Raw genomic sequence first — 24,287 nt, 5'->3', positions numbered from 1 at the left:
CCTCACGCGGTGCGACGCCGCAGGGTCAGCGATGCGAGGACGAGCGCCCCGACTCCGAAGGCGACGACGACCAGCAGGGGTCCGTACACGTCCCACCCCTCGTCGCCGGCCGTGACGGCGTTGATCGTGTCGATCGCATAGCTCAGGGGCAGCCAGCCCGAGATGGCGTACAGCACGTCGGGCATCTGATCGCGCGGCATGAAGAGCCCGCCGAGGATGATCTGCGGGAAGACGAGCAGCGGCATGAACTGCACCGCCTGGAACTCGGTCTGCGCGAAGGCGCTCGCGAGGAGCCCAAGGGCGGTGCCCAGGAGAGCGTCGACGACGGCGACGAGTCCGAGCTGCCAGAGCTCACCCTCGACGTCGAGCCCGCAGACGCCGACCGCGAACGACACGGTGATGATCGCCTGCAGCAGCGCCATCAGCCCGAACGCCAGGGCATAGCCGAGAATGAAGTCGGCCTTGCCGAGCGGAGTGGTCATCAGACGTTCGAGCGTGCCGGAGCGTCGCTCCCGCAGAGTGGTGATCGAGGTGATCAGGAACATCACAATGAACGGGAACAGCGCGAGGATCGCTCCCCCGAACTGATCGAACACGCCGTCCTGATCGCTGAAGAGCCACGCGAAGAGTCCGACCAGCAGGCTCGGCGCGATCAGCATCAGCGCGATCGACCGAGGATCGTGCCGCAGCTGTCCGAGCACCCGGGCGGCGGTGGCGAGCATCCGACCGCCGTTCATTCCGAGGCCTCCCGCCGTGCGCGCCGGGTGCTGCCCGCCGCTGGACCCCCGGTCGCTCTGCTGTCCCGCTCGATCAGGGCGAGGAACGCCGCCTCGGGCTCCGTCGTGCCCGTGTCGGCGAGGAGTCCGGCTGGGTCCGTGTCGGCGATGATCCGCCCGCTCCGCATCAGCACGAGCCGATCGCATCGCAGCGCCTCGTCCATCACGTGACTCGAGACGATCATGGTGACGCCGCGCGCGGCGAGGCCGCGGAACAGGCCCCACAGTTCGGCGCGCAGCACGGGGTCGAGGCCGACCGTGGGTTCGTCGAGGACGATGAGCTCGGGGGATCCGATCAGTGCCATCCCCAGCGAGATGCGCGTCGCCTGGCCACCGCTGAGGGAGTCGACGAGCTGGGCGGCCTGCGCCCGAAGCCCGACCTCGTCGAGCACCCGGTCGACGTCGCCCTTCGGTGCTTTCAGCACCGCCGCCAAGTACGAGAGGTTCTGCCGGACGGTGAGATCGCCGTATACGGCGGCACCCTGTGTCCCGTACGCCACCCGATGCCGCAGCCGCGGCGATCCGCCCGATTCTCCCAGCACCGTCACCGTGCCGGCGGTGATCCGCTGCACACCCACCATCGAGCGCATCAGCGTGGTCTTGCCGCATCCCGAGGGACCCAGCAAGCCGGTGATCTCGCCACGGGGGATCACCAGGTCGACACCGTCGAAGACCTGCGTCCTTCCCCGTCGCACTCGCAGCCCCGAGATCTCGACCGCCGCGTTATTCATCATGTGATGAATTATGCGCCGCGCGAGTCGCGGGGTCAACGGGTACTCGTGCCCGAAGCCGAGGCGGGATGCAGGCGGCAGTGCGGCGCGTGGCCCGCGCTATTCGAAGAGGTAGCGCTGCACGGTCGGTCCGACCCGCAAGACGATGTCATCGACGGATGCCGCGGCGATCGGCGCGAGCCGCAGCACGTAGCGCGTGAGCAGCAGGCCGGCGATCTGCGAGGCGACGAGTGTGGCGCGCAGCTCGGCATCCGCGACGCCGAGCGTCTTCGCGATCCGGCCGATGAGTTCGCGAGAGAGGAACCCCGCGAGAAGGGGCGTGGTGAGCCGGCTGCCGATCGCCGTCCGAATGAGCATGACCCCGCGGCGACGGATGTCGGGCTGCTCGAAGGCCTCGAGCACGTACCGCACGAGACGCTCGCCGACGGCGTCACGCGGACCCGCGACGATGGCCGGCACGTCGATGTCGGGGCGCAGCGGAATGCCGACCGCCTCAGCGAAGAGGTCTGCCTTCGTGCCGAAGTAGTGGTGCACGAGCGCCGAGTCGACGTCGGCACGAGCCGCGATCGAGCGCACCGTCGTGCCGTCGTATCCGTGCTCGCCGAACTCGTCGACTGCGGCGGCGATGATGCGTTCGCGCGCATCGGACACGCCACGCGGACGCCCGCGCTTCTTGGGCGCACGCTGCTCGGTCATGGCGCCAGCCTACGACCAGATCTGCGCGCTCCCCTCAGTCGAGCAGATGCCGCAGGTACCGCGGCGGGTCCTGCAGGAACGACCGCCAGTGGTTCACCAGCTCGAGGTCGTTCCACTCGGCGGGACGGATGCCCCACTCCCCCACTTCGAGGATGCGAGCTCCCGGCAGCGCGGCGAGCACCGGCGAGTGCGTCGCGCACAGCACCTGACCCCCGTCGTCGACGATGCGCTGCAGCACCGCGATGAGGGCGAGGGTGGACTGGAACGAGAGCGCTGCCTCTGGCTCGTCGAGACAGTAGAAGCCGGGTTCATCGAATCGGCTGTCGAGCAGAGCGAGGAAGGACTCGCCGTGGCTCATCTCGTGGAACGCCACGTCGCCCCTCGCGGAGGGATTCTCTTCGAGGTAGGTGTAGAACGAGTGCATCGTCTCGGCTCGCAGGAAGAATCCCCAGCGGTTGGCTCCGACTCCGCGCTGCAGCTGCAGCCACTCCGACAGCGGCGACTCGCTGGGGCGCGTGCTGTGCATCGCCTGGCGGGACCCTCCCTCGGGCGAGAGTCCGTAGGCGACGGCGATGCCCTCGACGATCGTCGACTTGCCGCTGCCGTTCTCGCCGACGAGGAAGGTCACCCCGGGAGCGAGATCGATGCCTTCCTCGAGCACCTGGGCGACGGCGGGAATGGTGGTCGGCCACATGCGGCCGGAATCCGGCGCGTCACCATTCGCGCGCACGGCGACGATGGGCTGCTCCCGCCGCCTGCGACTGCCCGGGGTCCAGATCGATTCCATGCGCGCCTCCTCAGAGGAGGTTATCCGCAGCCGCCGACGCGCTCGGAGTGACTCAGCACTCGATGACGTTGACCGCGAGACCACCCTCGCTGGTCTCCTTGTACTTGGTCGACATGTCGATTCCGGTCTGGCGCATCGTCTCGACCACCGCGTCGAGGGAGACATAGTGGCTGCCGTCGCCGCGCAGCGCCAGACGGGCGGCCGTCACCGCCGTCGACGCGGCGATCGCATTGCGCTCGATGCACGGAATCTGCACGAGGCCGCCGATCGGGTCGCAGGTGAGCCCGAGGTGGTGCTCCATCGCGATCTCGGCGGCGTTCTCGATCTGCCGGTTGGTGCCGCCCATCACGGCGGTGAGCCCTCCGGCAGCCATCGCGCAGGCCGAGCCGACCTCGGCCTGGCAGCCGCCCTCGGCCCCCGAGATCGAGGCGTTGGCCTTGAACAGCGAGCCCAGCGCCGTGGCCGTGAGGAGGAACCGACGGATGCCACGGCGGCGGTTCGCGTCGGCGACGGCGTCGTCGTCCTCGGCCTGCGCCGCCTCGATCGCCCGCGTGCCGTCGAAGCCGAGCAGCGCACTGCCGACGAGTTCTCCGTACGGCGTCACGGCATTGCCCGCACCGAGGCCCGAATCCGCCAGGAACCGCCACCAGTACATCGCGACGGCGGGGAGGATGCCGGCCGCGCCGTTGGTCGGCGCCGTGACGACGCGACCGCCCGCCGCGTTCTCTTCGTTGACCGCGAGCGCGAAGGCACCGAGCCACTCTCCCGGCAGCTCGCGATGACCGTCGGCCTCCGCCTCCTCGAGCTGCGCGCGGATCATGCTCGCCCGCCTCTTGACCTTGAGCATCCCCGGCAGGACGCCGTCCGAGTGCAGTCCGTTCTCGACGCACGCAGCCATGGCGTCCCAGATCGCATCGAGTCCGGCGGCGACCTCTTCTTCCGAGCGCTCAGCGGTCTCGTTGAGTCGCGCGATCTCGGCGATCGACAGTCCGTGCTCGTCGCACAGTGCGAGCAGCGACGCGGCGTCGGCATACGAGTAGGGCAGTGGGGCCGAGGCGAGCTTCGCCTCCTCGCCGTCCCGGCGGATGAACCCGCCGCCGACGGAGTAATAGGTCTCTTCGGCGACGACACCGCCGGCATCGTCCCGGGCGGTGATGGTCATCGCGTTCGGATGACCGGGCAGCCGGGTCCGCGGCTCGAAGACGATGTCGGCCTTCGAGAACGGGATCTCATGGACCCCGTCGACGCGCACCGTGGCGCCGTCGCGAAGGTCGGTCCAGGCTGCGCGCACGTCGGCCGGGTCGCAGCTCTCCGGCGACAGCCCGCGAAGACCCGCGACGACCGCATCCGGCGTGCCGTGACCGATTCCGGTGGCGCCGAGAGAGCCGTACAGCGTGCATCCGATGCGGGCGACGCGATCGAGAGCTCCGGAGGAGCGCAGGCGCTGAGCGAACGCGAGGGCCGCCCGCATCGGCCCGACCGTGTGGGAGCTCGAGGGGCCCACTCCGATGGAGAAGAGATCGAAGGCCGAGACGTACGCTGTCACCTCCTCAGCCTACGTCGTGGGCGGGGAGACGGACGCTCCGGAGGCTGTCGTCAAGGCCCTTCTCGCCTCGCAGCCGCTGACGGATGCTGGGGGTGCACTCGATGCGAAAGGGACGATCATGACGAACAGCACGCCCGAGCAGGACCCGACCTCCGGCCTCGACCCCGAGGCCCAGACTCCCACTCCGACGCCCTCGTCCGGCGATGCCGGCGAGTTCAAGGATCCGGCGAACACCGCCGAGAAGCCGGCGGAGGCGGAGTCCCCCGAAGACGCGGATCCGTCGGAGGTTCCGAGCAACGACGAACTCGAAGAGCCGAGCACCGAGAAGGAGCCCTCGGAAGAGCCCAAGGCTCCGTCGCGAAACGACCCCGAGCCCGACCATGAGGCGGTCGGGATCGGGGTCATCGACGGTCCGGAGACCGACGAGGGCGACTGAGCGACTCCTACCTCGCTCGACCACCCCACCGCTCCCGTCGCGATGCACCCTGCGACGGGAGCGAGTTCGGATGCGGCTATTCGACGAGCTTGCCCTCGGTGTCGACCTCGCGCATGAGCTCGGCGATCTCGGCGGGGATCTCCGGGATCGACTCGCGCGTGACTCCGCCGGTCGGCGACCAGACGAGGTTGACCTGCAGCGTCGGGTCGGTGTCGGGGTAGTCGCTGCGGTTGTGACATCCGCGCGTCTCCCGACGCTCCAGCGCCGCCTCGAGAGTGGCTCGCGCGGCGAGCGCCGATGCCTTGAGGTCGAAGGCATGCGCGAGATCCTGGAATCCGGCGATGTCCGGGTGGATGCCGATGTCCTCCATCCGCCCCTCGATCATGTCGAGTTCGGCGAGGCCGGCACGGAGTCCGTCCTCCGACCGCACGACACCGGCGTGCTGGGTCATGGTGTTGCGGATCGCGCGCTGCAGGGCTCGAACATTCTCGCGACCGTCGGCCGTGAGAAGGTCATCGATCTCGGAACGGGCCTGGGCGATCGCGTCCGCCGAGCGGCGCTGAGCGTCGAGCCCCGCGGCATGCGCCATGGCCGCCTGCCCGACGATGCGCCCGTAGACGAGCAGCTCGATGAGCGAATTGCCGCCGAGGCGGTTGGCTCCGTGCAGGCCGCTCGATGCCTCGCCGATCGCGTAGAGCCCGTCGACGTCGGTCTGGTGGTCGTCGGGACGCACCCACACGCCACCCATCGAGTAGTGCGCGGTGGGCGCGATCTCGATCGGATCGGTCGTGATGTCGAGCATCTGCAACTCCATCATCGTCTGGTAGACGCGGGGCAGACGGGTCATGATCGTCTCGCGCGGCAGATGCGAGACGTCGAGCCAGACGCCGCCGTTCTCGGTGCCCCGCCCTTCGGCGATCTCGGTGTACGCGGCGAGCGCGACACGGTCGCGTGTCGAGAGTTCCATGCGCTCCGGATCGTACTTCGACATGAAGCGCTCACCGAGGGCGTTGCGCAGGATCCCGCCCTCGCCGCGGGCCGCCTCCGAGATCAGGGTCCCGGCGGCGTTCTCGGGCTCGATGATCCCGGACGGGTGGAACTGCACGAGCTCCGGGTCCCGCAGGCGGGCGCCCGCATCGACCGCGAGCCGGAACGAGTCTCCGGTGTTCTCGTCCCGTCGTGACGAGGTGCGGCGCCAGATGCGGTTGTGCCCGCCCGCGGCGAGGATCACGGCATCCGCGTGGATGAGGTAGCGCGTGCCATCCGACTGGTCGAAGCCGTAGGCGCCGAAGACGACGTTGTCGCGCACGAGCAGACGCGTGATGTAGACGTGGTCGAGGATCGGCACCTCGAGCTGTTCGGCCTTCGCGACGAGGGTTCGCTGGATCTCGAGACCCGTGTAGTCGCCGGCGAAGGCCGTGCGACGGAAGGTGTGCGCCCCGAAGAACCGCTGCGAGATGCGGCCGTCGTCCTCGCGGGCGAAGTCCATGCCCCAGCGCTCGAGATCCCGGATGCCGCGCTCGGCCCCCTGCGTCACGATCTCGACCGTGTGCGGGTTGGCGAGCAGGTAGCTCTCCTTGATCGTGTCGGCGGCGTGCTGTTGCCAGCTGTCGGCCTCGTCCATGGTGCCCAGCGCGGCGTTGATGCCGCCGGCGGCGAGAGAGGTGTGCGCGTCCTGGCGCGGGCGCTTGCCGACGGCGAGGACGTCGATGCCGTGCTCGGCGACCTCGATCGCCGCCCGCAGCCCGGAGCCGCCGGTGCCGATGACCAGGACCGTGGTGGAGATCTGACGTTCGCGAGTGCTCATGCCTTCCACGCTAAGTACGGCGTGCCGATAACTCCAATGCATTGTTCTACTGGTATCGATACACTGAAAACATGAACCTCGAGCAGCTCCGCGGGTTCGTCGAGGTCGCCCGCCTCGGCCATTTCACCCGCGCCTCCGAGCACCTGCACCTCGCCCAGCCGTCGCTGAGCCGACAGATCTCCACACTCGAACGCGAGCTCGGCGCCGAGCTCTTCCACCGGGCGCGCGGGCACATCGGACTCACCGCCGCCGGAGAGGCCCTGCTCCCCCGCGCTCAGCGCATGCTCGCCGAGTCCGACGCGATCCGCGAGGAGATGGCCGAACTCGCCGGACTCCGCCGTGGCCGCGTGCGACTCGGCGCACCGCCCACCCTCTGCATCAGCCTCGTCGCCGAGGCGATCAGCACCTTCCACGCCGCCCACCCGGGCGTCGACCTGCACCTCACCGAGAGCGGGTCGAGGCTGCTCGTCGATCAGCTGGCCGTGGGTGCCGTCGACATCGCTCTCATCACGGAGTCGGAGGGTCCGCCGCCGTCGGGCTTCAGCCTGACGCGCATGCCGCTGCTGACCGAAGAGCTGGTGGTCGTGTCCGCCGCATCCGAGCCTCCCGTCTCGACCTCCACGGTGATGAGCCTCGACCACCTCGCCACCCTTCCGCTGATCGCGCTCGACGAGACCTATGAGCTGCGGGCGACGACCGATGCGGCCTTCCGCTCGGCAGGGCTGACCCCGAACTTCGTCCTCGAGGGCGCCGAGATGGACGCGCTGCTCCGCTTCGTCGAACGAGGCGTCGGCGTGGCCGTGGTTCCGGCGATGGTGCTGCTCGATCAGCCGGCGCTGCGGTCGGTCAGGATCTCGCACCCGATGATGAGGCGCACAGTGAGCCTGGCCCACCGTGCGGACGTCACGCCAGCCGTGGCGGTGGCCGCGATGCGTCACGTCATCGTCGGCACGGCCGCTGAGGTCGCCCGCCGAGACCCTGCCATCACGAGCCTGCTCGACTGATCGCTCAGGCGTCCTCGTACTCGTCGGGAGACCACTCGTCGCGCCAGTCGATGATCGGCCGGTCGCGAAGGGTATCTCGCGCATCGAAGGACCACAGCGCGCAACCGATCCTTCGCTAGGCGAGTTCTCCTTCACAGCCTGCACCGGAGGCTTGCACACCCCGCGGACAACGCAAAACCCCCGCCGCTTTCGCGACGGGGGTTTCAGCTGATGTGCGCCCGAAGGGACTCGAACCCCTAACCTTCTGATCCGTAGTCAGATGCTCTATCCATTGAGCTACGGGCGCTCCTGGACCGCTCAGCGGGCCGTAGAACAGCCTACAACAGACGAGACGCGAAAGCGAAACGAGCGCTCACTCGTCACTGTCGGGCGTGTTCTGCTTGTTCTTCCGCTTCGCTTTCGCACGCTGCAGAGACGACAGCGCCTGCAGGTCGACGAGTCGCAGCGCCTGCATCCGCGCCTCGCGCATCCGGTCGTAATCGGGGTCCTGATCGGGTCGCATGCCCTCGACGCGCAGCCGACGATCGAGGTTGTGCCGCACGTCGGCCCAGGCGCCTTCGCGCGCCTCTTCGACGATGACGCGCAGGGCGGCCTCGTCCTCCATCATGTCGCGCAGCTTGGTCGCGACCCCGTGCGACTGCTTGGCCCTCCGACGCAGGTTGCGCACGTCGCGGTCCCGGTAGTCATGGGTTCCCGAGGGGTCGGAATGGCGACCGCGAGCGCGTTTGCGCAGCTCGGTCAGGTTGCGCTCGACCTCTTCGGACTCCTCGGCCATCGCCCGCAGCGCTTCCCGCGCATCGGCGACGTACTTGTCCGTGTCGAAGACGCCGTTCTCGGCGATCGTGCCGATGAGGATGTGATTCTTCACGGCGAGGCGCGCCGCAGCGGTCGCGATCGCAACGCCTTCGGCGATGGCATCCGCTGTTCGTCCCACCCCTACCTCCTCCCTTCGAGAGTACCGGTATCGCTCGGGGATGCAGTGGGCCAGAATGGATCGGAATCGGGTCTCTCCGACCCACTCCACGACCGGCTGCTCTCCCGATCGCCGCCAGGAGGGATGCGATGAAGCGTCTCACGCTCACCGGAAGCACGACGGTCATCACGGGCGCTGCGAGCGGGATGGGTGCCGACATCGCCCGGCTGCTCGCTCGCCGACGCGTGCATCTGGCGCTCATCGACCACAACGCCGACGGCCTCGCAGCCATCGCCGCCGAGCTCACGGGCGCCATCGTCACCACCCATGTGGTCGATCTCCGCGACGACGACGCCGTCTTCGCCACGGCCTCGGAGATCACCGCGGCGCACCCCAGGGTGAATGCTCTGATCACGTGCGCGGGCTCGTCGATGCTCGGAGACCTCGACCAGCTGACCATGGAGGAGATGCGCTGGCTGACGGATGTGAACCTCTGGGGCACGGTGTCGATCACGAAGGCGCTGCTCCCCGCCCTGCGCGCGGCGCCGGCCGCCCACATCACTCACCTCGCCAGCGTCTACGCGCTGGCAGCCCCCGCGGGACGCATCCCCTACTCCCTGAGCAAGTTCGCGGTGCGCGCGTTCTCCGAGGCCCTGCGCCACGAACTCGACGGCACCTCGGTGACGGTGGGAGCGGTGTATCCCGCCGGCGTGCGCACGGGCATCATCCTGCACGGACGGTATGCCGCGGCGATCGAGCCGGCCGTCGCCGCGCGAGCCGCGGCTGCCCAGGCGGCGATGTACCACACGGAGCCCGCGGATGCCGCGGCGCTGATCGTGCGCGCGACCGAACGTCGCCGCGCCCGCACGATGGTCGGACGCGAGGCGCGACTGATCGATGTGCTCACCCGCGTCGCCCCGTCGAGCTACTGGCGGGTCATGCGGCGTCCCCTGCGCGAGGCCATCGACACGACGACGCCGATCGCCTGAGTCAGCCGACTGCGCCGACCCAGATCCCGGACGCCCACGCCTGCTGGTCGGCGTCGCACCCGACAGATCCCGGATATCCGCGAACCGCCGCCATGCAGTTCGCAAGGAACTCGGCGTCTCCTCCGAACGCGGAGTAGTAGGCATCTGACGACGTCAGGGCGCCCCACACCCGGAATTGGTAGATGTGCGCCAGCTCATGCGCCATCGCCCAGTTCAGTCGGTCGGCACTCCAGTCGACGATGTCGGCGCGGTACTTGATGAAGCCGCCGCTGTTCGCGCACGCCGGCGCGGTCCCTCCCGCACAGGAAGCCGATTCGTAGAGCCCGACTCCCCCGCCGCCGACCTGGTCGAGAGCGGCACGCACGCGCGCGTACCCGTCCGGACCGCTCGATGCCCACGCGGGGCCCGAGGGAGCGGCGTACTGCGCCGTCTCCCAGCTGCCGATGTCCTGACCCACCTTGTCGATGAGGGCATGCACGGTGGCGGTGGCGGCGACCACGGTCGCCGGGTTCTTGCGCTCGTCGAGCACGGACTGCTGGGCCGACTGCGCGGAGGCCCTGTGTGCCGAGGTGTCGACCTTGCCGGCTGCTCCCTCGATCGCCGCAGTCAGCGCCGCGATCTCGTCGACGAAAGCGGGCCGCACCTCGAGGACTGCGGCTCGTGCGGCGGTGTCCTTCTCGGCGATCGCGATCGATCCGTCGAGGTGGTCCGTGCGCATCTCCGCCGTACGGATCGACTGCGCCAGCGACTGCAGCTCGGCGATCGCCTCTGCCCTGTCCTCGTCCAGGGCCGCGGCGCGACCGACGACGCCCGCAGTCAGCATCACTGCTGCGACGATCGTGACGGAGAGGAACCGCCGGATCACAGCGTTCGCCTCACGGCAGGAACCCGGAGGTGTCGGTGAGCAGCGTCTCCTGTTCGGCGATGGTGGTGCGCAGTGCCGTCAGCTGCTCGGCAAGACGGAGGTTCACCTCGCGCGCGAGCTCGAGCCGCTCTTCCGCCTGGACGACAGCCGCCCTCGCCTCGGCGAGGGCATCCACACGCTGCTGATCCGCGACAGCGATGAGCACCGTTCCGCCGAGGAGCAGCAGTCCCCCCGCGACGACGGCGACGCCTCTCATATCGCTCCCCAGGACACGACTCTCCGGAACCATTCCGTATGGCCAATATATCCCCGCGGGAGACCGCTCTCCAGGCCGGTCGGTGGTCGGCCGCGCGGCGCGGTCGTGCGCTGCGTTCGCGCGGCACGCCGGGCCGGGCCGATCAGATCGACTATGCCTGGTCGCTGAGGCGTCGCTCGGCGGCTTCCTGCCCGCTGGCCAGATGGCGCGGGACCATCACGCGCAGGGCGTCCGTGTCACGTGCGGCGACCGCTTCGAGGATCAGCCGATGCTCCTCGGCCATCGCGAGCAGATCGTCGTGCTGCCCGAAGAGCCAGCGCAGCCGTGTGACGAACACCGCGATGAGCTCGCCCAGCATCTCGTTGCCGGCGAGCTCGGCCGAGATCTCGTGGAACTCGCCCGCAGCGATCCGCGCTGCCTCGATCTCGCCCGCGGATGCTGCGGCGAATTCGCGCTCATAGGCCGCTCGAAGCCGCGCGATCCCCTCGTCGGTGTGACGTTCGGCGGCGAAGACGAAGATCAGGGTCTCGATCGCCTCGCGGACCTCCCCGAAATCCCGGATGTCCCGATGCGTGAACTCCCGCACGACTGCCCAGGTCCGCGGGCGTGCGACGACCACTCCCTCGCCGACGAGAGTGCGGATGGCCTCGCGCACCGGAAGCCGCGAGACGTTGAGCTCGGCCGCGATATCTCGTTCGACCAGCCGGGAACCGGGGGCGCGCCGACCGAGCACGATGTCATCGCGAAGAACGCGCGTCACCCGCACCGACTCGAGTTCGCCGGTAGTCCCCACCCCCGCCATGACCGAATTGTCTCACTCGGAGAACCGCCCGACAAGTTTGGTATCCCAACGCGGCGCATATGTTACGGGTGCTTCATCGGGGGCGGACAGAGAAAAGGGGAGCGAATGCCTCGGCATCCGCTCCCCTCGTCCGTGTCGTCAGGGCAGACGGTTGGCGATCGCGAGGTTCGCCGTCAGTTCGTCCGCGTTCTGGCGCACGACGTATGCCGGGCGATCGCGCTCGACCCTCCAGGACTCACTGAGGGGTCCGACGTTGACCGTGTCGAAGCCGGCCTCGTCGTAGAAGCGGGTGACGAAGGCGACGGCCTCGACGTCATCGCCCGCTGTGGCGAGGGCGCGTCGATCGGGTGTGCCCGCGGGCGATCCGTCGGTCGTGATGTCGGCCGCGAGGATGTGGTTGAACGCCTTGGCGATGCGCGACGTCGGCAGCTGCGCCTGCAGAAGCTCCGATGTGGTGGTCTCGCCGCGGTCGAGGGCCTCGATGTGCCCATCGCGCTCGAAGTAGTAGTTGTTCGTGTCGAGCACGATCTTGCCCGCGAGCTGCTCGACCGGCAGCTCGTCGATCTTGCCCAGGGGGACGGTGACGACCACGGCGTCTCCGGCCGCAGCCGCATCCACCGCGGTTGCGGCAGTCGCTCGATCGCCGAGTTCTGCGACGAGATCCGAGAGCGTCTCCGGTCCACGGGAGTTCGCGATCACCACGTCGTAGCCGTTCGCCACGGCGACCCGTGCGATCTGGCTGCCGATGTGTCCTGCACCGATGATTCCGAGAGTAGTCATGTGGAGCCCAACGCCCGCCCCGCGCCGCTATTCCCGCGCGACCCCGCGTGTCGCGATCACACCGTGAGCAGGAAGCGCTCCTCGACCCGGCGGTAGCCGAGGCTCTCGTAGAGACGGATCGCCGATGCGTTGAAACCGAAGACATGCAGCCCGATCGAGTCCGCACCGAGTCGTGCGGCCTCGCGCTCGGCCGCGAGCATGAGATCACGACCATAGCCCTTGCGGCGCTGGTCCTCGGCGATCTCGATGTCGAGGATGAACCCGTGCGGGCGCCCTCCTCGCCGACGGACGCCGATCCACAGCACCCCGACCTCGATGCCGTCCACATGGGCGGTGAACAGCTCCTGCCCCTCCGAATCGATGCCGTCCGGCAGCTCGAGCTCCATCTGCCGGTGCGACTCGACGACGGCATCCTCCGCCGAATACCGACCGGATGCCACCAGGTCTTCCGCGAAGGCCGCCTCGGACGCGGCAGCGAAGCTCGCGAAGCGCTCCGGGGTCATCGGCGCCACGACGAACGCGCCGTCTGACGGCTGTGCCGCCCGAGACGGCAGCGGTTCGAGAAGCATCTGGATCGACGCGACCTCGAATCCCCGCCCCTCGACGAAACCGCGACCAGCGGTGTCGGACGAATGCAGGGCGACACTCAGACGACCGACCTGCTGCCTCCGCGCGAGCGTCGTCAGCTCGTCGAGGAGGCCGTCGAGCTGTCGGCCACTCGGCTCGGTCGCGAACGCGAGATCGACGATGAACAGCACGCCGTTGTTCGCGGCGAGCCAGACGGTGCCGATCCGGGCGTCGCCGTCATCGATCGTGAGGATGAGCGAGGTCTCGGTGTCGTGCCCTGCGGGGAGCAGCTCGTCGAGCACGGCGTCCACGTGCGAGACGGCATCGTCGCCGACGTGCATCCCGGACTCCTGCCGCAGCGACACGAGTCGTGCTCTCGTGGCCTCGCGCCAGTCGTCGAAGGCGTCTGCGGTGAGAGGAGTCAGTTCAAGAGGCATGGTTCCATCCTGCACCGCATCGCCTCGGTGCTCAGGACTTGTGGAGTGCATCCTCCGCAGCGACCCAGGCGAGCATGGCGCACTTCACCCGTGCCACGTATCGCGAGACGCCCCCGAGAGCAGCCGCATCGCCGAGCAGCTCTTCATCCGGTTCGATCTTGCCGCGCGAACGCATCGCCTCGCGGAACGCGGCGATGCGGATCTCGAGCTCGTCGACCGTGAGCCCCTCGGCGAGCTCGGCGAGCAGCGACGCGGATGCCTGCGAGATGGCGCATCCGTGTCCTTCCCACGCGATCGCCTCGATGCCGCCGTCGGCGCCGCGGTGCACCTGCAGAGTCACCTCGTCACCGCAGGTCGGGTTCACCTGGTGCGACTGCGCGGCGATCTCACCCCGGAGCCCGAACCCGTGCGGGGTGCGGGAGTGATCGAGGATGAGCTCTTGATACAGGTTCTGCAGGTCGCTCATGCGCCCCTCCGGAAGAAGTCGATCGCACCCTGGACGCCGTCGATCACGGCGTCGATCTCGTCATCGGTCGTGTACAGGTACGTGCTGGCCCTCGTCGATGAGGTGACGCCGAGGCGACGATGCAGCGGCTGTGCGCAGTGGTGTCCGACACGCACCGCGATGCCGCGATCATCCAGGAACTGCCCGACATCGTGCGAGTGGATGCCCTCGACGTCGAAGCTCGCGAGGCCCACACGCGGCAGATCGATGCCGGCACCGAGCACGCGCACCCCATCGATGGCCGTGAGCCCCTCGACGAGTCGCGCGCCGAATGCAGCCTCGTGCGCCGCGATGCGCGGCATCCCCACCGCCGTCAGATAGTCGATCGCCGCGGCGAGCGCGACCGCCTGGGACACCCGCTGGGTGCCGGCTTCGAACCGCTGCGGCGGCGGCAGGTATTCCGCCTCCGTCGTGGTGACGGTGGTGATCATCGATCCACCCGTCAGGAACGGCGGCATGGCCTCGAGCAGCTCGCGCCGCCCGTAGAGCGCGCCGATCCCCGTCGGCCCGAGCATCTTGTGACCGGACACCACGGCGAAGTCGACGTCGAGTGCGCGGACATCCAGCGGCAGATGGGGTGCCGACTGGCAGGCGTCGAGCACGACGAGCGCGCCGACGGCGCGCGCACGCGCCACAAGATGCTCGATCGGATTGATGACGCCGAGCACGTTCGACACATGCGTGACGGCGATGAGCTTCGTGCGGTCGGTGATGAGATCTGCGGCGGCGTCGAGCCGGAGGGCACCGTCGTCGTCGAGCGGGATGACCCGCAGGGTCGCTCCTGTGCGGGCCGCGAGCTCCTGCCACGGGATGAGGTTGGCGTGATGCTCCATCTCGGTCGTGACGATCTCGTCGCCCTCGCGCAGACGCAGGCGCTCGGCTGCCGCTCCCCCGCGGCCGAGCGAGGCGTTCGAGATCGAATACGCGATGAGGTTGAGCGCCTCGGTGGCGTTCGACGTCCACACGATCTCGCCCTCGTCGGCACCCACGAACCGCGCGACGGCGGCCCGAGCGTCCTCGAACACCTCGGTGGCCTCGGCCGCGAGAGTGTGCGCACCACGGTGAACGGCCGCGTTGAGGGTGGTGGCGAACTCGCGTTCGGCGTCGAGCACGGCGAGCGGACGCTGCGACGTCGCACCCGAATCCAGATACACGAGCGGGTGCCCGTTGACCTCGGAGCGCAGGATCGGGAAGTCCTCGCGGAGTCGCCTCACCTCGACATCGGTCAGCGGGCCGCCCCCGGTCGGGGCGATCACGTCGGATTCGCGGGAGATGCTCATCCTTCTAGCTTCTCATCTGGCGCACCCCGCGGGGCCCTGCGCACACGGGGCGACGGTCAGGGAACGACGAGGATGTAGTCCGTGTCCGAGATGCCGAGGATCCCCGTCGCCGGGTCGACGTAGCGCAGGGTGATCCGATGGAGCCCGGGCCGGATGTCGACGAACGACACGATGGTCGAGGAGTCGTCGAGCAGCGCGAGCGACGCCGTCTCCCCGTCCAGGGACACGGATGCCGTCGAGCCGGCGACGCCGCGGACGTCGAGCGAGAGGTCATCCCGTCGCCCGTCGCCGTCGGAGTCGACGCGGGAGATCGCACCGTCCGAGTCTTCGGCGAGCCCCGGGACCGGGAAGTAGAGGCGCCCCGTCGGATCACTCACCGTCCGCACGCCGGTGGTCCGGGATGTGTGGCGCATCGAGATCGACATGCCCTGGTGAAGCGTGTCGACATCGGGGCGCACCGAGAAATCTCCGTCAGGACCGACGAGGGTGGAGGCGATCACGAGGCCGGTCTCGTCGATGATCTGCACCGCTGCTCCCGGAGTTCCCGTGCCGGTGATGGTCGGGGGAACAGTCGTCCCCGGCAGGATGCTCCAGTCCATCGTCACCGGCTCGACGACGGGAGGCTCGATGACCGGAGGGTCGATCACGGGAGGGTCGACCACCGGCGGCTCGACCACCGGGGGCTCGATCACCGGAGGGTCGACGACAGGAGGGTCGACCACCGGCGGGTCGACGACAGGAGGGTCAACCACCGGAGGGTCGACCACCGGAGGGTCGACCACCGGAGGGTCGACGACAGGAGGCTCGACCACCGGAGAGTCGACGACCGGCGCCTTCACGACGGGAGGCGCGATGACCGAGGGGCCGCCGGCGGGAGGCGCGACCACGGACGGGTCGACCACCGGGGGAACCACGATGATCGGGTCGATGACGACCTCGGGGCCGGCGTGCTCCTCGGGAACGGTCACGGGCGTCTGCGGGTCGACACCCGTCTCGGCCTCCTCCGCCGGCGCGATCGGGCTCGGGACCGCCGTCGATTCGGGCGACATGATCGGCGCCGGAGATGCGACGACGAGCGCGGACGACGGTGTCGACGACTCCTCGGCGTTCGGCGCGCCCACGGGCGCCAGCTGTGCGGCCACCGCTGCGACCGCGACGACGGCCCCGGCTGCCGCGACGGATCCGCCGACGACCAGCCACCGAGCGGTACCCCTGGGCATCCAGGCCGGCGCAGACGCAGCCGTCGCAGGCGCAGGAGATCCGGCCGAATAGGCTAACGCCGCCGGTCCGCCGATGATCACGGGAAGCAGCACGGCGCGCAGCTTCGATGACGCCTGCTCGATCTCGGCGCTCGCCATCGTGCACCGCTGGCAGCGCTCCAGGTGCGCGTCGAATCGCGCTCGGTCGGCACGCGCCACATGGCGCCTGCGCCCCTGCGCCACGATGCGCGCGCAGACCCACCGGCATTCCGGGTCACGTCCCGGTTCCTTGATGTGGGCCTGCAGCCAGGCGAGCTTGAAGCCCTCGCGCGCCCGGGCCGCCAGCACCGAGACGGCGTTGGGAGTCATGCCCATGAGCGGCGCGATCTCACGCGGCTTCATGCCCTCGACCTCGAGGTACCAGAGCAGTGTGCGCCACCGTTCGGGGAGGTCCTTGAACGCCACCGTCAGCAGCGCCTTGTCAGAGAGCAGGTCGAGCGAATCCTCCGTGTGCTCGGTCGGAAGCTCCTCGATGTACTCGAGCGCGACGACGTCCTTCTGCTTTCCTCCCCACGTGGCGGCCGCGCTGCGCACGGCCGCGAAGATGTAGGGACGGAACGCATCCGTCGGACCTCCGCCATTGCGGATCGCGCTGAAGGTCTTGGCGAACGCCTCACTGACGAGATCCTCGGGGTCGATCGAGCTCGTGATCGAACGCGCCGCGCGGAGGGCTGCCGGCGAGTGACGATCCCACAGCACACCGAACGCACTGCTGTTCCCCGCTCGGGTCGCGAGGACGAGCTCGTCGTCACTCGTCTCGGGATCGATCCGCGTGCGCCGCTCGCGCACTGTCGACGAGCTCATGGCGCGACCCGTTCGGCGCGAATCGAGGCAGGAGCAACGGACGGGTCGTTCACAGGGATCCCTTTCGACTTCTTACTGTCAGTCTCGCGACATCGCGATCTGACCGGTATGTAGATTCATACGAGAGTTCTTGACACCAAATAGAGAAGATTCCATGGCCTTCGATGACATCCGCGCCGAAGCCCCGACTTTGCGCGACGCGCTTCGCCTGAGCGACGGGAGGCTCTTCTCCCCCCGTCGAAGCACGCGGCTCGATGCCAGGACGTACGTGGGCGTGGAGTTCTACGATCCGTCGGCATCCGCATCCGACTACACCGATCGCATCGTCCTCGGGGCCGGTGTCGCGACGACGAGCGTTCCGGCCCTCGTCGCCGAGCTGGCCGATGTCGGGGCGGCCGCGCTGGTGGTGCGCGCTCCCGATGACGGCGATGGCCTGGAGCGCATTGCCCTCGATCTGCACGTCGCCCTGCCTGTCCTCCACCACAGTGACGGGGACTGGGCACAGCTGGCGAACGTCCTGCGGTCGCTGCTGAGCGGTCACTCGATCGGCCGGGTCTCGGGTGTGCGACTGGGAGACCTCTTCGGCCTCGCCAACGCCATCGCCACCCTCGCGGACGGTGCCGTCAGCATCGTCGACTCGACCGGTCAGATCGTCGGCTACTCCACGCACAGCGAGCAGCCGATCGACGACGTCCGTCGACGCACCACTCTGCTGCTGCAGGAGGACATCTCGATCGCATCCGACTCGCGCTACCGGTCGCTGCTCCGCGCCAGCGAGGCACGGCACTTCCCCTCGAGCACCGACGAGTTCGGACGCGTCGGGATCGCCGTGCGAGCGTCCGGCGAGCTGCTCGGCTCTCTCTGGGTGATCCAGATCGATCCATCGCCGGCCGCCCGGACCCGGTCCCTGCTGGAGGAGATGGAACCGATCGTGGCCCAGCATCTGCTTCGTGCTCGAGCGGAGGCGGGCGACCGGGACCGTCGGACATCCGACCTGCTCCGCACGCTTCTCGAAGATCGACGGCATGCCCGCGGCGCGGCGTCGCAGCTCCTCATCCGTCCCGAAGCCGGATGCACGGTCGTGTGCTTCCGGATCACCACGTTCGACGAGGTGGAGGCGATGCGCGGTCTGCAGCGAGTACTCCATCTGGCGATGAGCGTGTCCGGCGCCGCCTTCCCCGGCTCCCACAGCGCGGTCGTCGGCTCGGAGGTCGTGACGCTCATCCCGGGCCCGAACGCGGCTGCGGTCGAGACCTTCACCCAGGCGGTGATCCGGATCGACGACGCGTTGATCGCCGGCATCGGCACGCGCGCGTACGACATCAACGGCATCGGCCGTTCCTATCGTGAGGCCGGGGCCACGGCCGGCGTGCTCGTGAGTTCGTCGCTCCGCGACGACCATGAGCTCCGCATCGCGACCTTCGACGAGATGCGCGATCGCCTGGCGATCCTCCAGGTCGCCGACCTGATCGACGGCCTGGATGCCACGGTCGGCGACGCCGCGAGCATCCTCGCCGAGCATGATGCCGCGCAGGGCACCCGTCTGACGCACACCATGCGGGTCTTCCTCGACCAGCTCGGCAGTGTGCGTGAGACCGCCAGCGCACTGCACGTTCACCAGAACACCGTCCGGTATCGGCTCGATGTCGTGCGCAACGAGCTCGGGATCGACATCGATTCGCCGGCCACGCGACTCTGGCTCTGGCTCCGGCTGTCGGCGACCGCGCGCAGCGCAGTGTGAGGACTCATTCGATCGCCGCCGGCAGCAGCACGGTCACTCCGGCACGACCCGTGGACGGCTCGATGTACCGGGCGGCGACGAACGGCTCACCGACACCGGATCGGACGACGATCCCGTCGATGTCGTCGGTCGCGAGCCGCACAGTGCGCGATCGCCCCTGTTCATCGAGCAGCTCGACCCATGCATCCGGTGCGGCGCTCAGATGCAGACAGCTGACAGCGCCGAGGGACGCCTCAGGACAGGCATCCTGGTCCGCGGCCGCGATCGTGGGCGTCGCGAAGGTGAGCGGCCCCATCGCCTCCGCCCACTCGGTGACTCCGGTCGCCGCGTCGTACTGCCTCACGCTGAGCGTCATGCCCTGACGCAGGGCTTCGCCCGAGACGTCGAGCACGAATGCGCCGTCTTCGTCGATCACCCCGGTGTCGAGCATGACGCCGCTCTCGTCGGTCACCGTGACGACCGCGCCTGCAGCGCCGACCCCCTCGATCAGATCCGGCACGAGAGAGTCCTGGGCGATCGACCGGGTGATGCGGAACTCCGCCAGGTCGATGGGCGGCGGTGTCTCCGACGGAGCGTCGGTCGGGGTCGGAGTCGGGGTCGGAACCGCTGTCGACGGGGCCGGGGCGATACTGAGCGGGGTCAGTGGGGGCTGCCTCTCGCCGGGTCCTGGGGTCTCCGGTTCACGGCTCGCGTCCGAATCGGGCTCCAGTCCCGCATCGACCTCGGGCTCCGGCGACGGCAGGGGCTGCGGTTCGGGCATCGGCTCCGATGCGGGCGGCTGAGCCGGGAAGCGCGGCAGATCTTCGAGAACCGGGCCCGCCTCACCGGAGACCGACGCCTCGGAGATCGACCGGGTGAGTTCCGAATCGTCCGATTCCTCGGCCGACAGACTCAGGACGCTGCCCGCCAGGATGACGGCGCCGACCACGACGACGGCAGTCGCCGCCAAGGCGGCCAAGCCACCGGCCGGTACCACCGCCGCTGCTCCGTGCGCGGCGACAGGCGCCCCCGCGCCGATCGAGGAGGTTGCTGCATCGGCCCAGCCAGACGACCCGGTGGACCCCACCACGGAGCTCGCGCCCATGACCTGCGCCTCCGCGGAGGCATCACCGGTGTAGATCGCCGCCGCCACGCCTCCCAACAGCGCGGCAGGCAGGATCGCCCGCAGCCGCTGCGAGACGGTATCGATCTCCGCGGCGACGATCCGGCATCCGCCGCACACGCTCATGTGCTCTCTGAAACGGTCGGCGTCGCCGACCGCGACCGGACGACCGCGACGGTCGACCACGCGCTCGCAGAACCATCTGCAGTCCTCAGACCGCGAGGGATCGTGGATGTGCGCCTCGAGCCAGGCGCGTTTGAAGCTGTCGCGTGCGCGCGCCGCGAGAGCGGAGACCGCATTGGCCGTCATCCCCATCAGGGGCGCGAGCTCTCGCGGCTTCATGCCCTCGACCTCGAGATACCAGAGCAGCGTGCGATGCCGAGCCGACAGCGTGCCGAACACGGCCGCGATGCTGGATCGCTCGGCGATGCGCTCGAAGGCATCGCCGCCCTCCGACGACAGATCGCCCTCCGAGATCAGGTCGATCGACAGGTCGGTCCCGTTGCGGGACCAGCGCGCGGCCGTGTTGCGCAGCGTGGCGAGGAGATATGGCCGGAACGCGTCGCTCGGCCCGCCGCCCGCCTTGGTCACCCGGAGTATCGACGCGAACGCCTCGCTCACGAGATCGTCGGGATCCGCCGAGGGCGAGATCGCTCGCGCGGCTCGGCGCGCGGATTCGACATGCCGGCGCCACAGGAGGGCGAAGTCGCCGATGTCGCCACCCCGCACCGCCTCGATGATCTCGGCATCGGACGGCTCACCCGAGATGTCGTCGTCGTCGAGATACGTACCGAGGATCATGCTGCTCCGGATGCTGTCGAGTCCGGCATCGCGAGCGCAGCGCCGGAGACGGTTGAGGGACGAGGCAGTGGGGATGCCTCGTCCCTCCGACTCTCGTAAGGGTCGAATCCGCTCTGAGAAGGTTCGGCCGGGGAGTGGTCGACCTCTGCTGTGCGGGCGTCGGCCGGGAACCCGACGCGAGGCCGATGGCCATACCTACAAGACCGGTATGACCGGAAATCGTGACGGTCAGAACCCGAGATTCTCGCTGTGCAGGACATCAGCTGCCGCTCGCCGCCGGGTCCACGGGCGCGAGCGACAGGAAGCGCATCTTGTTCTCGCCGTAGAAGCACGTCTGGACCATGAACTCCCCCGTCATACCGGTGAGTTCTTCGACGTTCGACCACTTGGGCGTGTGCCGCTCCTCGACCACCTCGTAGATCACGTCGGAGCCCTCGACGGTGACCCGCTGACCGAGCTCCCAGCCGAGGATCACGTCTCCCCCGCAGTTGTTGTGTGCGGCGAACAGCGGCAGCACGTCGTCGATGCGGTAGCTGACCATCTCGGTGAACGTGCCGTCGCATCGGTCGAGCTCGACCATCCCGCCCTCGACCCCGAGCCTGATGACGGGAAGCTCGTCGGGCGCGAAGACCTCATGGAATGTCTTCAGCACCGAGACTTTGACGTCACCGGTCACTTTGTCGACCGCATCGGGGGCGAGCACGGATGCGGAGAGGAAGGATGCTCCCAGTCCGACGAGCAGGATGCTGGTCGACAGCAGACCGATACGTCGCCGCGGGCGGCGGCGTGTCACGGGCTCGCCGGGTTCGTCGCCGTTCGCGGCGGTGCGGTCCACTGCGACGTCGACCGTCATGAGTCGGAGCCAGCGGACACGTGCGTCGCTCGTCGGCCGCTGCGGTTCTTCCGGGCACGGCGAGGCTTGACGACGATGAACGTGAGTGCCGGCACCCCGACGACGAGCAGTGCCCACCACGGGAAGCCGGCGGGGTCGGTGGTGTCCGCGATGGTCGTCACGGCGGAGTCCTCGGTCGGAGCATCGATGCGCTCTGCGCGCACGAGCAGGCGGTGCGTGTTGACGCCGGTGGGCGTGCACGTGACGAGCGTGAGGTAGTCCTTGCCTGCGACCTGACGCAGGTCTTCCGCGTCGTCGGGAAGCACGGTCTTGGTCTGATCGACCTCGTAGTAGAGGTCTTCGCCCAGTGCGCTGACGATGATGACGTCGCCCTCGACGAGTTCATCGATGTCATCGAAGAGGGTGGCCTGCACGAAGCCGTTGTGGCCGGTGAGCACCGAATGCGTCCCCGGTCCACCGACAGGAAGCGATGAGCCGTAGAGGTGCCCGATACCGCGAGACAGTGTGTCTTCATCGGTGCCGTGGAAGACCGGCAGATCGACGTGGATGCTCGGAATGCGAATCCGCGCCATCGTGTCGGTTCCCTCGGTGGTCAGAGTGTCGAAGTACGCCGAAGCACCCTCGCCGATCGCCGTCTGCTGTCCGTCTGCTCCGAGGGCATACGGGTCGCGCAGCGGCCCGGTCGGAAGATTCTCGTTGTACTCCTCAGCGGCGGCGAGCATCTCGTCGACCGCCTCATCGGGGATCTGCTCGACGGACTGGATGTACCCGTCGACGTCGGTGTCGTGAGACCAGGCCGAGAACCAGGAGGCCGCGGTCGGGTAGACGAGGACCACGATGCCGATGGTCGCGATGAGCATGACGATCGACTGGCTCCATCCCCACCGCGCCTTCTGGGCGGTGGCACCCGTAGCGGGTCGCGCTGGGGCGTCCGGTGCGGACGCGTCGATGAGGGTCATGCTGCGCTTTCTGATCGGAGCTGGAGAAGAAGTAGGTGGAAACGAATGGGCCGTGCGGGGGAAGGGATCTCTTCACCTCCCCCGCACGGCCGGTCTTTCGGGTTACGCCTGTGCTGCGGCCTTGCGACGGCTGCGGATGGCGAGCAGGACCGCTCCACCGAGCAGCATGACGCCGCCGGCGAGGAACAGGGTCGTGCCGGTGCCACCGGTCAGCGGCAGGGTGAAGCCGGCGTTCGAGGGAACGTTGACGACCTCGAGGTCGACGCCCACAGCCGAGGTGGCGGCGGTGACGGTGAACTCGATCGGAGCTGCGAGCAGCTCGAATCCGTCGGGTGCGACGATCTCAGCGAGCCAGTACGACTGGTAGCCGTCTTCGCCCACGGCGACGGTGGCGTTGTCAGCCCAGTCGGAGTAGCGCAGACCCGAGATGGTCACGGTGCCGTCAGCGGCGACCGCGAACTCGGTCGAACCGGCGAGCGCGATGGCGTTGGTGCCGTCGATCGCGTCCTGCTGGGTCGGGTACACCGAGAACACTGCACCGGTGAGCGGTGCGCCGGCCTTGTCGGTCTTCTCGACCGTGATGTCGCCCCACTTGGTGATGACCTCGGGGGTGACGGTGGGTCCGCCGGGCTCGCCCGGTGCGACCGTGTACGAACCGGCGTTCGGGTAGAGCACTGCCGTGTTGGCGATCTCGCCGACCGTGTTTACCTCGGCGGTGATGACGACCTGAACCTCGGTGGCCGGGTGAGCCGCGAGAACTGCGCGACCCGCGGCGGTGAACTCGACCGTCACCGCGTTGGTGGCGGCGTCGTGGACGACCGTGTAGTCACCCGCAGCGAGCGGGGTTCCGTCGACGAGCGTCACAGCGGCGCTCACGTAGTCGAGCTTGGCGTCTAGCGTGTCGACGATCTTGTAGCCGTCGATGACTGCGACGTTGGGGATGCCTGCCGTGATCGTGAAGTCGATCTCGTCGCCGAGCTTGATGTCGGCCGAGTCCTCGACGGTCTTGGTCGCCTCGGTGAGGGCGTTCTTCGGGTAGACGTGCACGTCGTACAGCCACGTGCTGTCATCGGCCGGGTCCGTCAGCGGGACCGTCACGAGGAACGGGGCCACGCCGGTGGAGCCAGCGAGCGGAGCGGTCTCCACCACGAAGTAGAGGCCGAGGTCGAGGTTCGCCAGGGCGATCTCACCGTTCGCGTCGGTCAGGGTCTGACCGCCGATCGCGCTGGCCGTGTATCCGGCAGCCGTGATGTCAGCGACGCTGTCGGGGTTCAGGTCGGCGAGATCGTTCGCGTCGACCCAGCCCTGGTTGCTCGTCAGGTCGATCGTGTCGACCTTGTAGACCGTGAAGCCCACGCCCGGCAGCGGTGCCAGTGCGACGTTCTGCTCGGTGCCGTCGTTCGGCAGGCCGGTGGGCGTCTCGGGTGCCTCGAACTTGTGGATCGTCAGCGAACCGACGGCGTCCGGGTCGACGAGGTTGGGCGTCGCGGCGCTTGCAGGCGCTGCGAGGGTCAGCGCGGCGACGCCTGCGACGAGCAGACCTGCCGCGACGCGGGATCCGCGTCCGTTGTTGGGAGTGTTCACTGTGTCT

Annotated in this window: 22 protein-coding genes, 1 tRNA gene and 1 pseudogene; 4 read left to right on the top strand and 20 right to left on the bottom strand. The window is 68.8% G+C overall.

Annotated features, from left to right (window positions below):
• Positions 1–2: 2 nt before the first annotated feature.
• The 5 genes from BMW26_RS03190 to BMW26_RS03170 form a co-directional block, all read right to left on the bottom strand.
• Positions 3–737, bottom strand: a complete 735-nt coding sequence (locus BMW26_RS03190) for an ABC transporter permease (protein ID WP_072590751.1) — start codon at positions 735–737, stop codon at positions 3–5.
• Complete coding sequence (locus BMW26_RS03185; protein ID WP_198032377.1) at positions 734–1,510, bottom strand: ABC transporter ATP-binding protein; 777 nt, start codon at positions 1,508–1,510, stop codon at positions 734–736. Before BMW26_RS03185 ends, BMW26_RS03190 begins: the two co-directional genes overlap by 4 nt.
• Before the next feature lie 96 nt (positions 1,511–1,606).
• Positions 1,607–2,203 carry a TetR/AcrR family transcriptional regulator gene (locus tag BMW26_RS03180; RefSeq protein WP_056276946.1) on the bottom strand — a complete coding sequence of 199 codons (597 nt, stop codon included), beginning with the start codon at positions 2,201–2,203 and terminating at the stop codon, positions 1,607–1,609.
• A 34-nt stretch (positions 2,204–2,237) separates the two neighbouring features.
• Positions 2,238–2,990: an AAA family ATPase gene (locus tag BMW26_RS03175; RefSeq protein WP_056276942.1), complete on the bottom strand. Its 753-nt coding sequence runs from the start codon at positions 2,988–2,990 to the stop codon at positions 2,238–2,240.
• A 52-nt stretch (positions 2,991–3,042) separates the two neighbouring features.
• Positions 3,043–4,536 carry an L-serine ammonia-lyase, iron-sulfur-dependent, subunit alpha gene (locus BMW26_RS03170; protein ID WP_072590750.1) on the bottom strand — a complete coding sequence of 498 codons (1,494 nt, stop codon included), beginning with the start codon at positions 4,534–4,536 and terminating at the stop codon, positions 3,043–3,045.
• On the opposite strand from BMW26_RS03170, the gene BMW26_RS03165 reads away from it, so the two are divergent.
• A complete protein-coding gene (locus tag BMW26_RS03165; protein ID WP_232224525.1) occupies positions 4,499–4,972 on the top strand; it encodes a hypothetical protein in 474 nt (157 codons plus the stop codon). The two genes, BMW26_RS03170 and BMW26_RS03165, sit on opposite strands and share 38 nt — an antisense overlap.
• 76 nt (positions 4,973–5,048) lie before the next feature.
• Here the strand turns inward: BMW26_RS03165 and BMW26_RS03160 are convergent, their stop codons facing one another.
• The gene (locus BMW26_RS03160) at positions 5,049–6,779 is read right to left on the bottom strand and encodes an L-aspartate oxidase (protein ID WP_072590749.1); all 1,731 of its coding nucleotides are present in this window, start codon (positions 6,777–6,779) and stop codon (positions 5,049–5,051) included.
• Positions 6,780–6,850: 71 nt separating this feature from the next.
• Between BMW26_RS03160 and BMW26_RS03155 the strand changes: the two genes are divergently transcribed.
• Entirely contained in the window at positions 6,851–7,783 is a 933-nt protein-coding gene (locus BMW26_RS03155) for a LysR family transcriptional regulator (protein ID WP_053098801.1), read from the top strand.
• 213 nt (positions 7,784–7,996) lie between these two features.
• Here BMW26_RS03155 and BMW26_RS03150 read toward each other — a convergent pair.
• Both BMW26_RS03150 and BMW26_RS03145 read right to left on the bottom strand, forming a co-directional pair.
• A tRNA-Arg gene (locus BMW26_RS03150) sits at positions 7,997–8,069 on the bottom strand.
• Positions 8,070–8,135: 66 nt separating this feature from the next.
• Positions 8,136–8,717 (bottom strand): asparagine synthase, encoded by a 582-nt coding sequence (locus BMW26_RS03145; protein WP_072590748.1) that lies wholly within the window; start codon positions 8,715–8,717, stop codon positions 8,136–8,138.
• 128 nt (positions 8,718–8,845) lie between these two features.
• On the opposite strand from BMW26_RS03145, the gene BMW26_RS03140 reads away from it, so the two are divergent.
• On the top strand, positions 8,846–9,685 hold the full coding sequence (locus tag BMW26_RS03140; protein ID WP_072590747.1) for an SDR family NAD(P)-dependent oxidoreductase: 840 nt from the start codon (positions 8,846–8,848) through the stop codon (positions 9,683–9,685).
• Position 9,686: 1 nt separating this feature from the next.
• Here the strand turns inward: BMW26_RS03140 and BMW26_RS03135 are convergent, their stop codons facing one another.
• From BMW26_RS03135 to BMW26_RS03100, 8 genes and pseudogenes are all read right to left on the bottom strand, one after another.
• Positions 9,687–10,550, bottom strand: a complete 864-nt coding sequence (locus BMW26_RS03135) for a hypothetical protein (protein ID WP_232224524.1) — start codon at positions 10,548–10,550, stop codon at positions 9,687–9,689.
• A gap of 10 nt (positions 10,551–10,560) precedes the next feature.
• Entirely contained in the window at positions 10,561–10,806 is a 246-nt protein-coding gene (locus BMW26_RS03130) for a hypothetical protein (protein ID WP_072590746.1), read from the bottom strand.
• Positions 10,807–10,957: 151 nt separating this feature from the next.
• Entirely contained in the window at positions 10,958–11,608 is a 651-nt protein-coding gene (locus BMW26_RS03125; protein WP_053098794.1) for a GntR family transcriptional regulator, read from the bottom strand.
• 138 nt (positions 11,609–11,746) lie between these two features.
• Positions 11,747–12,391: pseudogene (locus tag BMW26_RS03120) on the bottom strand (NADPH-dependent F420 reductase); the annotation flags it as partial.
• A gap of 53 nt (positions 12,392–12,444) precedes the next feature.
• The gene (locus tag BMW26_RS17720) at positions 12,445–13,392 is read right to left on the bottom strand and encodes a GNAT family N-acetyltransferase (protein WP_198032376.1); all 948 of its coding nucleotides are present in this window, start codon (positions 13,390–13,392) and stop codon (positions 12,445–12,447) included.
• Positions 13,393–13,423: 31 nt separating this feature from the next.
• Positions 13,424–13,858, bottom strand: coding sequence for a Fe-S cluster assembly sulfur transfer protein SufU (sufU, locus tag BMW26_RS03110; protein WP_056276906.1), 435 nt, complete (start codon positions 13,856–13,858; stop codon positions 13,424–13,426).
• Entirely contained in the window at positions 13,855–15,177 is a 1,323-nt protein-coding gene (locus BMW26_RS03105; protein WP_072590744.1) for a cysteine desulfurase, read from the bottom strand. The genes sufU and BMW26_RS03105 overlap by 4 nt, the downstream gene beginning before the upstream one ends.
• 56 nt (positions 15,178–15,233) lie before the next feature.
• The gene (locus BMW26_RS03100) at positions 15,234–17,240 is read right to left on the bottom strand and encodes a sigma-70 family RNA polymerase sigma factor (protein ID WP_072590743.1); all 2,007 of its coding nucleotides are present in this window, start codon (positions 17,238–17,240) and stop codon (positions 15,234–15,236) included.
• Between the two features lie 154 nt (positions 17,241–17,394).
• On the opposite strand from BMW26_RS03100, the gene BMW26_RS03095 reads away from it, so the two are divergent.
• Positions 17,395–18,981, top strand: a complete 1,587-nt coding sequence (locus tag BMW26_RS03095; protein WP_072590742.1) for a PucR family transcriptional regulator — start codon at positions 17,395–17,397, stop codon at positions 18,979–18,981.
• Between the two features lie 4 nt (positions 18,982–18,985).
• Here BMW26_RS03095 and BMW26_RS03090 read toward each other — a convergent pair whose 3' ends face one another.
• The 4 genes from BMW26_RS03090 to BMW26_RS03075 form a co-directional block, all read right to left on the bottom strand.
• Positions 18,986–20,884, bottom strand: a complete 1,899-nt coding sequence (locus tag BMW26_RS03090; RefSeq protein WP_072590741.1) for a sigma-70 family RNA polymerase sigma factor — start codon at positions 20,882–20,884, stop codon at positions 18,986–18,988.
• Positions 20,885–21,143: 259 nt separating this feature from the next.
• Positions 21,144–21,737 carry a hypothetical protein gene (locus BMW26_RS03085; protein WP_053098786.1) on the bottom strand — a complete coding sequence of 198 codons (594 nt, stop codon included), beginning with the start codon at positions 21,735–21,737 and terminating at the stop codon, positions 21,144–21,146.
• Complete coding sequence (locus BMW26_RS03080; protein ID WP_056276889.1) at positions 21,734–22,696, bottom strand: class C sortase; 963 nt, start codon at positions 22,694–22,696, stop codon at positions 21,734–21,736. The genes BMW26_RS03085 and BMW26_RS03080 overlap by 4 nt, the downstream gene beginning before the upstream one ends.
• 102 nt (positions 22,697–22,798) lie before the next feature.
• A complete protein-coding gene (locus tag BMW26_RS03075) occupies positions 22,799–24,280 on the bottom strand; it encodes a SpaH/EbpB family LPXTG-anchored major pilin (protein WP_053098784.1) in 1,482 nt (493 codons plus the stop codon).
• Positions 24,281–24,287: the final 7 nt, after the last annotated feature.

This window comes from Microbacterium sp. 1.5R, assembly GCF_001889265.1.
GTDB lineage: Bacteria > Actinomycetota > Actinomycetes > Actinomycetales > Microbacteriaceae > Microbacterium.
This window is presented reverse-complemented; position numbering and strand designations above follow the sequence as displayed.

What these genes read in the sequence shown, in the direction of transcription:
- BMW26_RS03180 (WP_056276946.1), bottom strand. Translation starts at nt 2,203, where the DNA reads ATGACCGAGCAGCGTGCGCCCAAGAAGCGCGGGCGTCCGCGTGGCGTG.
- BMW26_RS03160 (WP_072590749.1), bottom strand. Translation starts at nt 6,779, where the DNA reads ATGAGCACTCGCGAACGTCAGATCTCCACCACGGTCCTGGTCATCGGC.
- BMW26_RS03080 (WP_056276889.1), bottom strand. Translation starts at nt 22,696, where the DNA reads ATGACCCTCATCGACGCGTCCGCACCGGACGCCCCAGCGCGACCCGCT.
- BMW26_RS03185 (WP_198032377.1), bottom strand. Translation starts at nt 1,510, where the DNA reads ATGATGAATAACGCGGCGGTCGAGATCTCGGGGCTGCGAGTGCGACGG.
- BMW26_RS03100 (WP_072590743.1), bottom strand. Translation starts at nt 17,240, where the DNA reads ATGAGCTCGTCGACAGTGCGCGAGCGGCGCACGCGGATCGATCCCGAG.
- BMW26_RS03155 (WP_053098801.1), top strand. Translation starts at nt 6,851, where the DNA reads ATGAACCTCGAGCAGCTCCGCGGGTTCGTCGAGGTCGCCCGCCTCGGC.
- BMW26_RS03090 (WP_072590741.1), bottom strand. Translation starts at nt 20,884, where the DNA reads ATGATCCTCGGTACGTATCTCGACGACGACGACATCTCGGGTGAGCCG.
- BMW26_RS03140 (WP_072590747.1), top strand. Translation starts at nt 8,846, where the DNA reads ATGAAGCGTCTCACGCTCACCGGAAGCACGACGGTCATCACGGGCGCT.
- BMW26_RS03130 (WP_072590746.1), bottom strand. Translation starts at nt 10,806, where the DNA reads ATGAGAGGCGTCGCCGTCGTCGCGGGGGGACTGCTGCTCCTCGGCGGA.
- BMW26_RS03165 (WP_232224525.1), top strand. Translation starts at nt 4,499, where the DNA reads ATGGAGAAGAGATCGAAGGCCGAGACGTACGCTGTCACCTCCTCAGCC.
- BMW26_RS17720 (WP_198032376.1), bottom strand. Translation starts at nt 13,392, where the DNA reads ATGCCTCTTGAACTGACTCCTCTCACCGCAGACGCCTTCGACGACTGG.
- sufU (WP_056276906.1), bottom strand. Translation starts at nt 13,858, where the DNA reads ATGAGCGACCTGCAGAACCTGTATCAAGAGCTCATCCTCGATCACTCC.
- BMW26_RS03085 (WP_053098786.1), bottom strand. Translation starts at nt 21,737, where the DNA reads ATGACGGTCGACGTCGCAGTGGACCGCACCGCCGCGAACGGCGACGAA.
- BMW26_RS03190 (WP_072590751.1), bottom strand. Translation starts at nt 737, where the DNA reads ATGAACGGCGGTCGGATGCTCGCCACCGCCGCCCGGGTGCTCGGACAG.
- BMW26_RS03175 (WP_056276942.1), bottom strand. Translation starts at nt 2,990, where the DNA reads ATGGAATCGATCTGGACCCCGGGCAGTCGCAGGCGGCGGGAGCAGCCC.
- BMW26_RS03105 (WP_072590744.1), bottom strand. Translation starts at nt 15,177, where the DNA reads ATGAGCATCTCCCGCGAATCCGACGTGATCGCCCCGACCGGGGGCGGC.
- BMW26_RS03095 (WP_072590742.1), top strand. Translation starts at nt 17,395, where the DNA reads ATGGCCTTCGATGACATCCGCGCCGAAGCCCCGACTTTGCGCGACGCG.
- BMW26_RS03125 (WP_053098794.1), bottom strand. Translation starts at nt 11,608, where the DNA reads ATGGCGGGGGTGGGGACTACCGGCGAACTCGAGTCGGTGCGGGTGACG.